At 67.8% G+C, this 14807-nt stretch carries 16 protein-coding genes; 9 read left to right on the top strand and 7 right to left on the bottom strand.

The window, feature by feature from the left end:
* The 3 genes from G9373_RS25225 to G9373_RS25215 form a co-directional block, all read left to right on the top strand.
* Nucleotides 1–467, top strand: a 467-nt coding sequence (locus tag G9373_RS25225; protein ID WP_167117301.1) for an aldehyde dehydrogenase family protein, incomplete at its 5' end; no start/stop codon positions are given.
* Nucleotides 468–501: 34 nt separating this feature from the next.
* The gene (locus tag G9373_RS25220) at nt 502–1392 is read left to right on the top strand and encodes a universal stress protein (RefSeq protein ID WP_005571844.1); all 891 of its coding nucleotides are present in this window, start codon (nt 502–504) and stop codon (nt 1390–1392) included.
* Nucleotides 1393–1447: 55 nt separating this feature from the next.
* A complete protein-coding gene (locus G9373_RS25215; protein ID WP_167117299.1) occupies nt 1448–3028 on the top strand; it encodes an APC family permease in 1581 nt (526 codons plus the stop codon).
* On the opposite strand, the gene G9373_RS25210 is transcribed toward G9373_RS25215, so the two are convergent.
* On the bottom strand, nt 2988–3599 hold the full coding sequence (locus tag G9373_RS25210) for a TetR/AcrR family transcriptional regulator C-terminal domain-containing protein (RefSeq protein ID WP_065489961.1): 612 nt from the start codon (nt 3597–3599) through the stop codon (nt 2988–2990). The two genes, G9373_RS25215 and G9373_RS25210, sit on opposite strands and share 41 nt — an antisense overlap.
* Nucleotides 3600–3761: 162 nt before the next feature.
* Here G9373_RS25210 and G9373_RS25205 point away from each other — a divergent pair, with 162 nt between their 5' ends.
* Together G9373_RS25205 and G9373_RS25200 are read left to right on the top strand one after the other, a co-directional pair.
* Nucleotides 3762–4742, top strand: a complete 981-nt coding sequence (locus G9373_RS25205; RefSeq protein WP_167117296.1) for a nitrilase-related carbon-nitrogen hydrolase — start codon at nt 3762–3764, stop codon at nt 4740–4742.
* Nucleotides 4742–5764 (top strand): agmatine deiminase family protein, encoded by a 1023-nt coding sequence (locus G9373_RS25200; protein ID WP_005571828.1) that lies wholly within the window; start codon nt 4742–4744, stop codon nt 5762–5764. The genes G9373_RS25205 and G9373_RS25200 overlap by 1 nt, the downstream gene beginning before the upstream one ends.
* Before the next feature lie 64 nt (nt 5765–5828).
* Here the strand turns inward: G9373_RS25200 and G9373_RS25195 are convergent, their stop codons facing one another.
* The 4 genes from G9373_RS25195 to G9373_RS25180 all read right to left on the bottom strand — a co-directional run bounded on the left by G9373_RS25195 (nt 5829) and on the right by G9373_RS25180 (nt 10077).
* A complete protein-coding gene (locus G9373_RS25195; RefSeq protein ID WP_206032598.1) occupies nt 5829–7802 on the bottom strand; it encodes a VWA domain-containing protein in 1974 nt (657 codons plus the stop codon).
* Nucleotides 7802–9187, bottom strand: coding sequence for a sigma 54-interacting transcriptional regulator (locus G9373_RS25190; protein WP_005238585.1), 1386 nt, complete (start codon nt 9185–9187; stop codon nt 7802–7804). The genes G9373_RS25195 and G9373_RS25190 overlap by 1 nt, the downstream gene beginning before the upstream one ends.
* Nucleotides 9188–9250: 63 nt before the next feature.
* On the bottom strand, nt 9251–9667 hold the full coding sequence (locus tag G9373_RS25185) for a DoxX family protein (RefSeq protein ID WP_005571826.1): 417 nt from the start codon (nt 9665–9667) through the stop codon (nt 9251–9253).
* Nucleotides 9664–10077, bottom strand: coding sequence for a VOC family protein (locus G9373_RS25180; protein ID WP_005259955.1), 414 nt, complete (start codon nt 10075–10077; stop codon nt 9664–9666). The genes G9373_RS25185 and G9373_RS25180 overlap by 4 nt, the downstream gene beginning before the upstream one ends.
* A gap of 136 nt (nt 10078–10213) precedes the next feature.
* On the opposite strand from G9373_RS25180, the gene G9373_RS25175 reads away from it, so the two are divergent.
* Nucleotides 10214–10858 (top strand): winged helix-turn-helix transcriptional regulator, encoded by a 645-nt coding sequence (locus G9373_RS25175; RefSeq protein ID WP_005571824.1) that lies wholly within the window; start codon nt 10214–10216, stop codon nt 10856–10858.
* Between the two features lie 8 nt (nt 10859–10866).
* On the opposite strand, the gene G9373_RS25170 is transcribed toward G9373_RS25175, so the two are convergent.
* Nucleotides 10867–11178, bottom strand: a complete 312-nt coding sequence (locus G9373_RS25170; RefSeq protein WP_005571823.1) for a hypothetical protein — start codon at nt 11176–11178, stop codon at nt 10867–10869.
* 164 nt (nt 11179–11342) lie between these two features.
* On the opposite strand from G9373_RS25170, the gene G9373_RS25160 reads away from it, so the two are divergent.
* Nucleotides 11343–11915: a DUF4126 domain-containing protein gene (locus G9373_RS25160; protein WP_005259962.1), complete on the top strand. Its 573-nt coding sequence runs from the start codon at nt 11343–11345 to the stop codon at nt 11913–11915.
* Between the two features lie 17 nt (nt 11916–11932).
* A complete protein-coding gene (locus tag G9373_RS25155) occupies nt 11933–12898 on the top strand; it encodes an alpha/beta hydrolase (protein ID WP_167117293.1) in 966 nt (321 codons plus the stop codon).
* Here the strand turns inward: G9373_RS25155 and G9373_RS25150 are convergent, their stop codons facing one another.
* On the bottom strand, nt 12899–13993 hold the full coding sequence (locus tag G9373_RS25150) for an N-acetylmuramoyl-L-alanine amidase (protein ID WP_005571820.1): 1095 nt from the start codon (nt 13991–13993) through the stop codon (nt 12899–12901). It abuts the gene before it with no gap.
* Between the two features lie 546 nt (nt 13994–14539).
* Here G9373_RS25150 and G9373_RS25145 point away from each other — a divergent pair.
* On the top strand, nt 14540–14773 hold the full coding sequence (locus G9373_RS25145; RefSeq protein ID WP_005259967.1) for a hypothetical protein: 234 nt from the start codon (nt 14540–14542) through the stop codon (nt 14771–14773).
* Nucleotides 14774–14807 lie beyond the last annotated feature (34 nt).

Here is a 14807-nt window from a genome sequence, read left to right as displayed (position 1 = left end):
ACGTCGGCCCCCTCGTCAACGAGAAGCAGCGCCGCAACGTGGCGTCCCTCGTCGACGACGCCGTCGCCGCGGGCGCCCGGGTCCGCACCGGCGGCAAGTCCGTCGACGGTCCCGGCTACTTCTTCCAGCCCACCGTCCTCGACGAGGTGCCCGCCAACGCGCGCATCGTCCGCGAGGAGATCTTCGGACCCGTCGCCGCGATCACCGGTTTCGACACCGAGGCCGAGGGCGTCGCCGCCGCCAACGACACCGAATACGGCCTCGCCGCATACATCTACACACAGAACGTCGACCGTGCGTTCCGCGTCGCCGACAAGCTCGAGAGCGGCATGGTCGGCGTCAACCGGGGAGTGATCTCCGACGTCGCCGCACCGTTCGGTGGAGTCAAGCAGTCCGGCCTCGGCAGCGAAGGCGGCACCGAAGGCATCGAGGAGTACCTCGAGACCAAGTACGTCGGCTTCGCGTAAACCACCCGCCCCGAGACAGATCGGAACCGTCACCATGCGTTTGGTCGTTGGATATCTCGCCACCCCCAGCGGGGAGGACGGTCTTGCCCTCGGGGCGCAGCTCGCCCGCAGTCTCGGCGCACAGCTCGACATCTGCATGGTGCTCCCGCCGGACCGGACGGTCCCGGCGAGAGTTCCGGCAGAGACCGGCTACGACGACATCCTCGCCTCCCGTGCCCAGCGCTGGCTGGACGAGGCGAAGTCGTCGGTGCCGAGCGACATCGACGTGGACGTCCACCTGAGCTTCCACGATTCGTTCGCGCAGGGTCTCATCGACGAGGTGTCCCGGCTGGGGGCGCAGGCAATCGTCGTCGGCGCCGCCGGAGACGGCCTGCTGGGGCGGCACTCCGTCGGCTCCGTGTCGACGGAACTGCTGCACTCGGCGCACGTTCCGCTGGCCCTCGCGCCCCGCGGCTATCGGCATTCCTCCGCGAAGAAAATCCGCGAGGTCACCTGCGCGCTCGGGACCCGGACCGGGGCGGATGTGCTGCTGCGGACGGCGGTGCGGACGTGCGAGCGGATGCAGACCCCGCTCCGCCTAGTCTCCCTCGTCGCACTCGACCCGCAGAACGACCTCCGCGATCACCGGGACACCCCCGACGACATCCGCGACCGGGCCGTCGCCCACGCGCAGAGCACCCTCGAAGTGGCGAAATCCGCTCTTCCCGAAGACTTTCCCGTGTCCGTCACGATCGCCGACGGATCCTCCGTGGAATCGGCGGTCCGCACACTCGACTGGCAGGACGGCGACCTCGTGATGGTCGGCTCCAGCCGGCTCGCCCAACCTCATCGACTGTTCCTGGGATCCACCGCGGCCAAGATGCTCCGCGTCCTGCCGGTGCCCATGGTGGTCGTCCCCAAGCAGGAGTTCGAAAACAGTGAGTAAACCGTCCGCGACACCCGCCCCGGATCCACGCTCGTTCCCGACCGGAGGTTCAGACATGACGAACAGCGAAGGCGCGTCGGCGTCGGCCGACGGCGCCGTGAGCGCCAAGGGGCTGGCCACCGGTGCGGTCGGGACCTTCTCCGGAGCGATCCTCGGAATCTCCTCCGTGGCACCGGGTTACACGCTGACGGCCAGCATCGGGCTGATCGTCGCGGCCGTCGGGTTGAAGATGCCCGCCATCTTCATCGCCGGCTTCATTCCCATGTTCCTCACGGCGTACGCCTACCGTGAGCTCAACTCCGAATCACCCGACTGCGGTGCGTCGTTCACGTGGTCGACCAAGGCATTCGGTCCGTACGTCGGCTGGATGTGCGGCTGGGGCATGGTGATCGCCACGATCATCGTGCTCTCGAACCTCGCGGCGATCGCCGTGCAGTTCTTCTATCTGTTCATCGCGAAACTCTTCGACGCCCCGAGCATCGCGGATCTGCCGGGCAACAAATTCGTGAATGTGGGCACCACACTGCTCTTCATCGCGCTCGCCACGTGGATCGCCAGTCGCGGCATCACCACCAGTGAGAAGCTGCAGTTCGCGCTGGTCGGCTTCCAGATGGTCCTGCTCATCGCCTTCGCGGTGGTGGCACTGGTTCACGTCGGCAACGGGTCCGCCCCCGCCGGGCTCTCGTTCGACCTGAGCTGGTTCAACCCGTTCACGGGACTGGCCCTCGGTGCGTTCGTGATCGGCCTGACGGGTTCGATCTTCGCGTTCTGGGGCTGGGACACCTGCCTGACACTGGGCGAGGAGTCGAAGAACCCGAAGAAGACCCCCGGTCGCGCCGGCCTGCTGTGCGTCGCGACGATTCTGCTGACCTACCTGCTCGTGTCGGTCGCGGCGATGATGTATGCGGGCGTCGGCGAGGACGGTCTCGGCCTCGGCAACCCGGACAACTCCGAGAACGTCTTCGGCGCCCTCGCCGATCCGGTTCTCGGCAACTGGGGCGGCATGCTGCTGTTCCTCGCCGTGTTCGTCTCCTCGGTCGCGAGCCTGCAGACCACGTTCCTACCCGCCGCGCGCACGATGCTGGCCATGGGCGCCTACGGCGCGTTCCCGAAGAAGCTCGCCGAGGTGTCGCCGCGATTCCTGGTGCCGTCCTACGCGACCGTCGTCGCCGGTGTCGTGACCGCGGTCTTCTACACCGTCGTCACGTTCCTGTCGGAGCGCACGCTGCTCGACACGATCGCCGCGCTGGGCATCATGATCTGCTGGTACTACGGCATCACCGCGTTCGCCTGCGTCTGGTATTTCCGGGGCCGGTTGTTCACGAGCGTGCGCAACGCCGTCTTCCGGTTCGCGTTCCCGCTGCTCGGCGGGCTGATGCTGTTCGCCGTGTTCGTCATCTCGATCGACGAGAGCATGGACCCGGAGAACGCGAGCGGTGCGTCCATCGGCGGAATCGGCCTCGTCTTCTTCCTCGGCTTCGGCATCCTCCTGCTCGGCGCCGTGCTGATGATGGTCATGCGCGTCCGCAATCCCGCCTTCTTCCGCGGCGAGACCCTCAACCGCGACACGTCGGCATTGCGGGACGAGGGCGATCTCACGGCTCGAACGGAGCCTGCGCCACCAAGCCCGCGATAAGCGTCCGCAGCCCGAACTCGAATGCTGCATCCGCCCGTCCGGGGTTCGGCCCGGACGTGGCCAGGGCGGCCAGCATGGCCTCGTTCGCCTCCGGCGCCGTCGCCCAGACCACTTCGGGTGCGGCGAGGTCCAGCGCCGACCCGAGCACGAAGCTGTCGACCGTCGTGATGGCGTGCAGAATCTCTTCGGGCGTGAAGCCGCCGTCCGAGAATGCCTGCGCCAGCGCGTTGTACAGCCCGAATGCCACACCGGACTGCACTGTGTGCGCGGTGAACAGAGGAATCAGCCGAGGATGCTCGGCGTAATTGCGCCGATACTCGCGCGCGAGGCCGGCCACCGTCTCGCTCCACTTGCCGTCGGGGTCCCCCACCACGATGCCCGCCATCATGCGGGCACGCATCAGTTCGATGATCTCCGCCCTCCCGGACACGTGGTTGTACAGCGAGGAGGGCCGCACCTTCAGCCGTTCGGCGAGACCCGGCATCGTGAAGTCACCGGTGAGGTCCACCATGCGCATGGCAGCTTCGGTGATGATCTCCGGCGACAGCAGTCGCTGTGATGGCCGTGGCATGGGTGCCCTCCTGGTCGGTGTGTGTCACCGGCGACCAGGGTGGATACCGAAGGAATCGAATTCGTCACGCCCCACCCCTTGATCGCCGAGCATTCACCCACCATACTTAACGAATCCAATTCGTTTTAGGCGCTCGCCGAACCGAACATCCGAGGAAACACAATGTTGACGATTACCGCCCTCACCCCTCCCGAGTCCCTGTCGAGGGCACGCGAGACGGGACGCACCCCGCTCCGTGTCGGTCTCGTCCAGCACCGCTGGCACGAGAACGATCAGGACCTGGGGGCCGAACTCGACGAGGGCATCGCCGCGGCAGCGAAACTCGGGGCGCGCGTGGTGTTCCTCCCCGAACTCACACTGAGCCGCTACCCCGCGTCGACGCCGGGTGGCGACAACCCGGGACGGACCGCCGAGGACCTCCTCACCGGCCCCACGTTCACGTTCGCCGCCAAGGCCGCCGCCGAACACGGCGTCCTCGTCCACGCCTCGCTGTACGAGCGGAACGACTCCGAGGACGGTGTGCAGTACGAGGACGGGCTCGGGTTCAACACGGCCATCCTCGTCGCCCCCTCCGGTGAACTGCTCGCCCGCACCCGCAAGCTGCACATCCCCGTCACCGCCGGCTACTACGAGGACACCTACTTCCGCGGCGGTCCCGCAACCGATCCGTACCCCGTCCACACCGCCGAGGCACTCGGCGGGGCGAAGCTCGGACTGCCGACGTGCTGGGACGAGTGGTTCCCCGAGGTCGCCCGCGCGTACTCGCTCGGCGGCGCCGAGATCCTGGTGTACCCCACCGCGATCGGCTCCGAGCCCGACCACCCGCAGTTCGACACCCAGCCGCTGTGGCAGCAGGTGATCGTCGGCAACGGCATCGCGAACGGCACGTTCATGGTGGTGCCCAACCGCCACGGCAGCGAAGGCCTCATCACGTTCTACGGCTCGTCGTTCATCTCCGACCCCTACGGCCGGATCCTCGCGCAGGCCCCGCGCGACGAATCCGCGGTCCTGGTCGCCGACCTCGACCTCCAGCAGCGCGAAGACTGGCTGGCCCTGTTCCCGTTCCTGGCCACCCGGCGCCCCGACACCTACGGCGTCCTCACCGAGCCGGTCGATCACGCCTCCCCGTTCGGGAGGGCCTGATGACCTGGCGCATGCCCGCGGAAGGCGAACTGCACGAACGCACCTGGATGGCCTACCCCAGTGAGGGCTACTCCCTGGGCGACACCCCCGAGGAACACCACGAGGCCCGCACCACGTGGGCCGAGGTGGCGCACGCGGTGTCCCGGTTCGAGCCCGTCACTGTCGTCGTCGACCCCGGACAGGTGTCGGCAGCCGAGGAGTACCTGTCCGCGGACATCGACATCGTCGCGGCGCCGCTGAACGACGCCTGGATGCGCGACATCGGACCCACATTCGTACTGTCCGAGGACGGACGCCTCGGCGGCGTCGACTGGATCTTCAACGGCTGGGGCGGCCAGGACTGGGCCCAGTGGGACAAGGACTCGAAGATCGGCGCACTGGTGGTCGAGCGGTCGGGGGCCGAGCTCGTCGACTCGCCCATCGTCAACGAGGGCGGCGGCATCCAGGTCGACGGCCTCGGCACCGTGCTGGTGACCGAGACCGTGCAACTCGACCCCGGCCGTAACCCGGAACTGTCGAAAGCCGACATCGAGGCCGAGCTCGCCCGGACGATCGGTGCCACGAAGGTCATCTGGCTGCCGCGCGGACTGACCCGGGACCAGGACACGTACGGCACACGCGGGCACGTCGACATCGTCGCCGCCATCCCGTCACCGGGCGTCGTCCTGGTGCACGACCAGCGCAACCCCGAACACCCCGACTTCGAGGTCAGCAAGGCCGTCATCGACGTGCTGAAGCAGACCACCGACGCCCGCGGTGAGTCGTGGGAGATCATCACCGTCCCCGCGCCGACAGTCCTGCGCGACGAGGAGGGTTTCGTCGACTACAGCTACATCAACCATTTCGTCGTCAACGGCGGCGTCATCGCGTGCAGCTTCGACGATCCCGCGGACGAGGAAGCGGTCGCGATCCTGTCGGCCGCCTACCCCGGCCGCACGGTCGTGTCGGTCGACGCCCGCCCGCTCTTCGCGCGCGGCGGCGGAATTCACTGCATCACCCAGCACCAGCCCGCTGTGCGCTGACGCACCCGTGAGTACTTGTTAACCGCGGGCGGTTAACAAGTACTCACGGGTGGCGGAGCCGCACCTAGCGGCGGCGACGCATGTAGTCGCTGACGACGGCGGCGCCGAGACCGTCCAGCCCGGGTGCCACGACGCGTCCGCCGACCCGCTCGGCCATCCGGTCCACCACCCGCGCGAGACCGGGATCCTCACCGAGCCGGAAGAACGTGACGTGAGCGCCGAGGCGGGCAAGGGTGTCGAGTTCCCGGACCGTCAGACCGAGGGTCCGGGCGCTCGGCGGGTAGTCGAAGTACGCGAAGCCGTCCGGCTCGAGGTGGGCCGTCGGCTCACCGTCGGTGACGATCAGGACCACCGGCTGGGCGTTGGGGTGCCGGCGCAGATGCCGGGCCGCCAGCAGCAGCGCGTGGTGCAGATTGGTGCCCTGGTCCCACGCGCCGTCCAGGCCGGCCAGTTCCGCCGGCGTCAGCACCTGCGCGTGCCTGCCGAACGAGATGAGCTGCAGTTCGTCGCTGCGGAACCGGGTGCTCACCAAGTGGTTCAGGGCGAGGGCGGTGCGTTTCATCGGCACCCACCGGCCCTCCATCACCATCGAGAACGACGTGTCGACCAGCAACGCGACCGCCGCCTGCGACCGCTGCTCGGTCTCCATCACCTCCACGTCCGCCACCGACAATCGGACCGGGACGCGACCGCGCTCGACCGGATCGGATGCCGCCCGCAGCACGGCGTTGGTGATCGTGCGTGTGACGTCCCACGGCTCGGTGTCGCCGAACGCCCACTCGCGGGACGCGCCCGTCGGCTCCCCCATCGACCCGGCGCGGCGCGTCTCCCGTTGCCCGCCACGCGAAGACAGCTGCTGCGCCACGTCCCGCAGAGCCGTCTGACCGAGTTGGCGCATCGCCTTGGGCGACAGGCGCCACTGGCCGTCCGCCCCGCGGTCGAGGAAGCCCTGGTCTCGCAGTGCCTTCTCGAGTTCGGCGAGGGTCTGCGCATCGGCGGCCGCCTCGTCGCCCAGTTGCCGGGCCAGAGTCTCCGCGTCGATGTCGTCGAGTTGTGCGCCCGCGTACTGCTGCGACAGTTGCTCGGCGAGCGACTCGAGTTCCGCGATGTCCTGCAACGCCCCGGTGCCCTCGCCCAGGCCCATGCCGTCGTCCCCGCGGAACCGCTGCGCGCCCTGCCAGTCCTCGCCCGGGCGCGCGGCCTGCAGGTGCTGGTCGAGGCGGTCCAGCTGTCCGATCAGCGACGGATCGCCGAACGCCTGCTGCGCCAGCGCATCCAGTTCGTCGCGCTGCTCCTGCGACAGCGAGTTCCGCAGGCGCTGCGCCGCCGCCGCCCGCTGCGCCAGCGAATCGAGCAGTTCCTCGACGCTTTGCGGGTTCTCGGGGAAGTACTCCCCGTGCTTGTCCATGAACTCGTCGAACTGTTCCTGCGTGTCCTCGCCGCGCGAATGCTTGTCGAGCAGGTCGTTGAGGTCGGCGAGCATCTCGCGGATGCGTTCGCGGTCTTCTTCGGTGGCACCCTCGAGGGCCTGTTTCATGCCGGCGAACCGCTGGTCCAGCATTTCGCGGCCGAGGAGGTCCCGGATCTTCTCGTAGTCCTCGCGGGCTTCCGAACTGCGCCAGTCGTAGTCGGCGAGTTCCTGCACGGCCTGCGCGGTGGACGACGACAGTTCCTCGAGGCGCATCTCCGAGAAGCGGGCGTCGTCGTCGAGGGCGCGGGCCAGTGTCTTGCGTTCCTCGAGCACCGCGCGGTCGAGGAGTTCCCGGACCTCTTCGAGTGTGCCGTTCAGGTTGTTCCGCTTCAGCAGTTCACGGCGACGCCGATTGGCCTCGGCCGCAAGCTCGTCCAGGCCGCGCATGTCCCGGTTGCCGCGCCGGAGCATCTCGCGCAGCGCCTGCCGCGGCGACGTGCCGGCGAACACGTCGTCGCCGATCGCGGCCAGGGCCTCACGCAGGTCCACCGGCGGCGCCAGCGGATCACCGCCCTCGTACGGCCCGTACCGCGCGTTGTGCGGTCCGCGCTCCGCCTTGCGGGACATTACGAATACACCGTCTGCCCGTTGATGTCCGGGTTCTTCGAGATCCGCCGCGCCAGGTACAGGCCTTCGAGGGCGAACTCGGCGGCCGCGGCCCGCTCGCCGTCGGACTCCGCGCCCAGACGCTCGGCCAGCTCGTCGAGGACCTCGAGTTCGGGCAGCTCGTTCAGCAGTGCCTTCGCCGTGATCCGTTCACCGGTCACCACCGGGTCGCCCTGTTCGACCGCGTCCACGAGTTCCGCCAGGTCGATGCCGCCGAGCCGGGTGCGGACGGTGTCGGCCGTCGCCCGCCGGAGCAGGTGCTCGAGGACCTCGATCTCGCGCCCTTCCTCGCCGGATTCGAATTCCACCTTGCCCCGCAGGACGTCGACGACGGTCTCCAGGTCGACCGGCCGCGCGACCGGGTCGGCTTCACCGAGCACGGCGCCGCGATGCACCGCAGCGGCACTGACGGTTTCGGCGCCTGCCACCGCGAAGCGGGCGGACACACCCGATCGCTGATCGACCGACGTCGACTCGCGGAGCAGACGGGTGAACCGGGCCAGGATCTCGAGGAGGTACTCGGGCACCTCCGCGGTGAGGTGCGCTTCCTGGAGGATGACCGCGACTTCGTCGTCGAGCCGGGTCGGGTAGTGCGTCCGGATCTCGGCGCCGAACCGGTCCTTCAGCGGGGTGATGATGCGACCGCGGTTCGTGTAGTCCTCCGGGTTCGCGCTGGCCACCATCAGGACGTCCAGCGGGAGCCGGAGCGTGTACCCGCGGACCTGGATGTCGCGTTCCTCCATGACATTGAGCAGCGACACCTGGATTCGCTCGGCGAGGTCGGGCAGTTCGTTGATGGCGACGATGCCCCGGTGCGCACGGGGAACGAGCCCGAAGTGAATGGTTTCCGGGTCGCCGAGACTCCGGCCCTCCGCGACCTTGACCGGATCCACGTCGCCGACGAGGTCCGCCACCGACGTGTCGGGGGTCGCGAGTTTCTCGGAATACCGCTCGCTGCGGTGCCGCCATGCGACGGGGAGGCTGTCGCCCAGTTCCTGCGCCCGGCGGATGGACGCCGGGGTGATGGGCTCATAGGGATGCTCCCCGAGTTCGGAACCGGCGATCACCGGGGTCCATTCGTCGAGGAGCAGATTGAGGGTGCGGAGGAGGCGGGTCTTGCCCTGACCACGTTCGCCGAGCAACACCACGTCGTGACCGGCGATGAGAGCCCGTTCGAGCTGTGGTTCCACCGTCTCCTCGAAACCGACGATGCCGGGCCACGGATCACGGCCGTCGCGTAGGGCCGCGAGCAGATTCTCGCGGATCTCTTCCTTGACGGTGCGTTGAATGTGGCCCGACTCGCGGAGCTCGCCGACGGTGGAAGGTCTGTGTTCCGATGACGTCACCACTCCACGCTACGAGGATTCGAGCGAATCGGCACGCGGTTAACGCGCGCCGACCCGCCCGGGTCAGTCCTCGCGGCGCAGCGGGAGCAGTTCGCGGACCTTGCGGTCGCGCAGGTACAGCCCCGCCCAGACTGCGATTCCGACGTACACCGCGAACAGCACCGTGCTGAACAACGGCTTCTCGACGCGCCAGTTGGTGAGTACCGCCCCACCGAGGTAGCCGGTCAGCAGCACCGCCCCCAGCGGGGCCGTTCGCGGCACCAGGTAGAGCACTGTGCAGAGGAGCAGCACCACTCCGATCGGCACGATGATGTGCATCGGCAATCCCAGTTCGGCGGCCGAGTCCTCCACCGGTCCGATCTTCAGGAGCTTGCCGACCGCGTCGAACAGGAGGAAGGCGCCGACGAGTCCGCTGAGGACCCAGCCCACCGTGCGTGCGGTTCCCGACTCCGCCATCACGGGTGTGGTCGCGGTGCTCACGACTCCTGCCCCTGCGCTGCATCGACATCCATCCACATGACCTCCCAGAGGTGACCGTCCGGGTCCTGGAAGCTGCGGCCGTACATGAATCCCTCGTCCATCGGATCGTTGGAGAAGGATCCGCCCGACGCGAGCGCCTTGTCGGCCAGCGCGTCGACGGCCTCCCGGCTGTCCGCGGAGATGCAGATGATGGATTCGGTGGTCGTGGTGGCGTCCGCGACGGCCTTCTTGGTGAAGGTGGAGAAGAACTTCTCCGTCAGCAGCATGACGTGGATCTGCTCGCTGACGACGATCGACGACGCGTTCTCGTCCGAGAACTGGGGGTTCTTCCGGTAGCCGAGCGCCTCGTAGAAGGCCGTCGATTTGCCGAGGTCCTTCACGGGGAGGTTCACGAAGATCATGGTCGACATCGAATTCTCTTTCCGTCGGTGGAGCTGAGTGTTTTCGGGTGACGAGCCGTGCGACCTTGTGGAGCAGATCACGTATCAATGTTGCAAAAAGAAACCTATTGATGTCAATAGGCAACTTCGGTCTATAGTTGAAACCATGGCACGGCAGACTTACGGGCAGTACTGCGGACTCGCGCATGCCCTGGACATCGTGGGACAACGCTGGGCACTGCTCATCGTCCGAGATCTCCTGGTCGGACCGCGGCGATATACGGATCTCAAGCAGGGTTTGCCGGGCATCCCGTCCAACATCCTGTCGGCGCGCCTGAAGGAACTCGAGGACGCCGACGTGATCGCGCGCCGCGCGCTGCCCCGGCCGTCGAACGCGGTGGTCTACGAACTGACCGACTACGGCAACGCCCTGGAGGACGCCGTGAAGTCGCTGGGCCGGTGGGGCGCCCGCACCCTCGGCGAACCCGACCCGGACGATGCCGTGACCGTCGACTCGATGGTGATGGCGCTGCGATCGACGTTCCACCCCGACGCCGCACGGGACGTCACACTCACCTACGAATTGCGGCTCGGGCCGATCGTGCTGTCCGCCCGCATCGACCGCGGCGCTCTCGAGGTCGTGGAGGGCGCAGCCGACCAGCCCGACCTCGTGATCGAGACCGGGCCGGCGGTGAAGGCACTGATGGCACGCGAGATCACCCCGGAGGACGCCATCGCCGTCGGCAGCGTGTCCGTCACCGGCGATCCGGCGCTGCTCGCCACGTTCGCCGACGTCTTCAGCATTCCCTGAGAGTGCGCCTACGCGGCGACACCATACGAGACCAGGGCGTCCAACTCGTACCACGCGGAGCGGTAGCGCTCGAGTGTCACCGGATCAGCCTCCGCCAGAAGGGAATCGAGCAGGACTCGCGGATCGTCGCGCCATGCCCGGACCACGTCCGCGACCGCGCGGTTCGAGAACAGACCCGACCCGGTGAGCGCGGACACCCACTCGTCGATCGCTCCCCGGTGAATCCGCTCGACGGCCTCCCGGCGGAATCCGCCGTCGACGAAGTCGAGGGAGAACATGGCGGCGACGACATCACCGGTGGTCAGCTGTACGACGTTCATGGTGCGGCACCTTCCTGGAGTCGGGGGCTGTTCTCGGACGTAATCCGTTGGAACAACTGGTGATGCAGACGCTAATCGCCGATTGTGTGAGTTCTGTGATGCTTCTCTGAGATCTCGGCCGCGATGCCCGCCTGCCGTGATAGCCGAGCTTCTACACTCCGTGCATGGAGACGTGGGTTCTGCCCGGACTGCTCGGCCTCGGCCTCGCCGCCGCGTCGGGACTGCGCACGTTCCTGCCGTTGCTGATGCTCAGCGCCGCGGTGCACTTCGAGGTGCTCGGGATCACCCTGAACGAGTCGATGCGGTGGCTCGGTTCGACCGGGGCGCTGGTCGCGCTGTCGATCGCGACAGCGGTGGAACTGACCGCCGATCTCATCCCGTTCGTCGACAACGCGCTGTCCGTGATCGGCAACGTCACCGGTCCCGCGGCGGGTGTCATCGCGACCTGGGCGGCCTTCGCGGACGTGGACCCGTCGACCGCCGCGATCGCCGGAATCGTCATCGGCGCGCCCACCGCTCTGGCGTTCAGCACCGCGCAGACCGGGACCCGGGCGGTGAGCACCGCCTCCACCGGCGGACTGGCCAATCCCGTGGTGTCGGTGATCGAAGACGTGGTCTCGTTCGTCACATCCCTGATCGCCCTGCTGCTTCCGCTGCTCGTCATCCCGCTACTCGCATTCCTGCTGTGGTTCGCGTGGCGAGGGGTGCAACGGGTGCGGCGACTGCGCGCGACGTGAACTGGTAGACAGTCCCCATGCCTGACACCGAGATCACGTTCGACAGCGGTGCCGTCACGTACTACGGCAGCCTGCGCACCCCCGACCACGCGAACGGGTCGGCACCCGCCGCGCTGCTGCTCGCCGGCAGTGGTCCCACCGACCGCAACGGCGACAGCGCCCTGCTCCCCGGTGACATCGGAACGCTCCGCCATCTCGCCGACGTGCTCGAACAGCACGGCATCTCCAGCCTGCGCTACGACAAGATCGGCAGCGGCGAGACCGCCCTCGGCCCCTACGAGGTGGAAGAAGTCGGGGGTCTCGGATTCACCACCTTCGTCGACGCCGCGTCCGCGGGCCTCGACTTCCTGGCCGCCCAACCCGGGGTCGACCCGTCGAAGCTGATCGTCATCGGTCACAGCGACGGCGGACTCGTCGCCCTCGCGCTCGCCACCGCGGAAGACGAGTCGCGGGTGCGCGCCGTCGGACTGCTCGAACCGCTGAGTGTCCGGCTCCTCGACCTGCTCACCACACAGATCCACGGTCAGCTCGACGCCGTCGTCGGCACCGGCCAGCTGCCGGTGGAACTCGCCGACGAACTCCGGCTCGCGCTCGCGGACACCGTCGAATCGCTCCGCACGTCGGGCACGATCCCCGACGACCTTCCGGAACCGTTGCAGAACGCCGGGCTGGTCCATGCCAACGCGAAGGCCCTCGCGGAGGAGGACGCTCTCGACCCGCGCGCACTGGCCGGCCGGCTGCCCGCCGGGTTCCCCGTCCTCACCAGCTGCTCCGCCAAGGACATCCAGGTACAGCTCGCGGACGTCGACGGCCTGAACGACGCCCTCGCGCACACCGCGCTGACGCCGGTGCGGATGACGAACGCCAATCACGTCCTCAAGGACGTCGGCGACCGTCCGTCCACCGGACCGGATTACGTGGAACCGCTCCCCTACTCGGCGGAGTTCACCGACCCGTTCAGCAGGTGGATCGCCGCTCTGTGATCAGTTCCCGCCGGCTCCGGTGATCACGGCCATCAGTGTGCTCGCCAGTTCGGACACGAGCCCCAGGTTCTTGTCGTTGACGAGATCCTCGAGCCCGTCGAGGCCCTCGACCTCGAGCAGCGGCGCGAGCATCTCCATCAACTCGGAGAACTCCGCCGACTCCGGGGCCGTCGACTGCGGGGTGGCCTTCGGGGTGGTCGCCTTCGGCGTCGTGGTGGTGGTCGACGACGCGCTGTCCTCGCTCGCCTCGGGCGTCGTCGTGGTGGCCGCCGGTGCTGCCGCGAGTTCCTCGGCCGGCGCCGACTGGGACCCCGTCAGCAGGTAGGTGACGATGCCCGTCGTGATGGTGATCGCGTGCTTCAACTGGCCGTCGGTGCTCTCCAGCTGGGCGGAGTCTTCCTTGTTGGAACCGTTGCCCATCTCGACGAACACCAGCGGCACCTGAGTCAGCGCGGGCCCGGCTACATCGGCGCGGGTCTGGAGGCCGTCGTTCACGCCGGCGTAGTTGGCGGGAACGAATCCGTCCGACTTGTAGGCGTCGCGCATCATCTTCGACGCCTCGAGGCCGCCACCGGACTGCGCCGCGTCCGCCTTCTCGTCGGGAATGGGCAGCGACGGGATGATCATGTGGAACCCGTGCTTGCTCGCGTCCTCGCCCTGCGCCGTCGAGTCCGCGTGAATGCTCACCGCGACGTCGGCATTCGATTCGCTTGCCGCACGCGCTCTTTCGTCGACGCATCCGCCCCAGCCGGTGTCGTCCTGACGGCTCAGGACGACCTTCGCGCCGAGACTCTCGAGGCTGCTCTTCACCAGCTGGGAAACGTTCCAGTTGATCGTGTGCTCGGGCACCCCGCCCAGCGACGTCATGCCACTGGTCTGGCAGTCCTTCGTGTTGCCCCGGCCGTCGTTCACCTGCTGCGCGAGGTCGTGGCCCTCGCTCGAACCCTGATGTCCGGGGTCGAGGAACACCGTCATCCCGGACAGTTCGGTGCCGGTCGCCGTCGCCGCGGGTTCTGCCGAAGCCTGAGCAGGGATGAGCACGGACGCACCCAGGACGCAGGCGCCGAGGCCGGCCTTGATCGCAAATCGGTTCATAACGGGAATGGGCGCACCGTCGCAGTCCGGGCGCCACTCTCCTTCCACAGGTGCCACTCGAGTCACATCAGCCCCGAGTGAATCAGCTGCACCGTACGTGCGGGCAGCTCGAGGCCGGATCGAAAGCAAGCTGTGACCAAAGTGTGGGATTCGACAGATGCGCACCGATCAGCCACACGCCGACGCAATCGCCGGTGCTTCATACGAATCCGTGCGCGGAGGTGAACGGGACGGCAACTCTGGGCCAAGAGCCGCTGCTCAACCCTGCATTTCGGCGCAGTGGCCGGATAATGGAAGTGCAAACCCTCAACCGGTGCTGTACGGTCATCTACCAACCAGCAACGACACGCAGAAAGGTACGGACATGATGCAGCTTCACGCGCTCTTCGCATCCGTACCCGCATGGCGTCGCTGCTCCGCCGACAAGCACATCACCAAGTTCGGCGCACCCCGAGAATGTTGAGACTCACACCACGTCATTCTCGGGCACCCAGGGCAAACCCCTCGGGTGCCTTTTCTTTTACCTTTCACTTTCAGGAGCACCCCATGAAACTTCGCATCAACCAGCTGTCCACCTCTCCCCCGTATCTCGACCTGCCGGACGACCTCACCGGGTACGCCGTCACCCTCGACCTGTCGCACTGCGATGCCGCCCACGAGGCCGGCCTGGGTGAGCTGATCAGCGAGGTCCGCAGCCGCGGCGCCGCCCGCGTGGTCATCACCGGTTCGCCGCGCGAACTCCAGGGCACGGCCCGAGCACACGGGGCCGCAGCCGCCTGACGACGCAGAACGGGCCCCGGCATGATGCCAAGGC

The organism is Rhodococcus sp. A14 (genome assembly GCF_011603105.1).
In the GTDB taxonomy this organism is placed as follows: Bacteria; Actinomycetota; Actinomycetes; order Mycobacteriales; family Mycobacteriaceae; genus Rhodococcus_F; species Rhodococcus_F opacus.
This window is presented reverse-complemented; position numbering and strand designations above follow the sequence as displayed.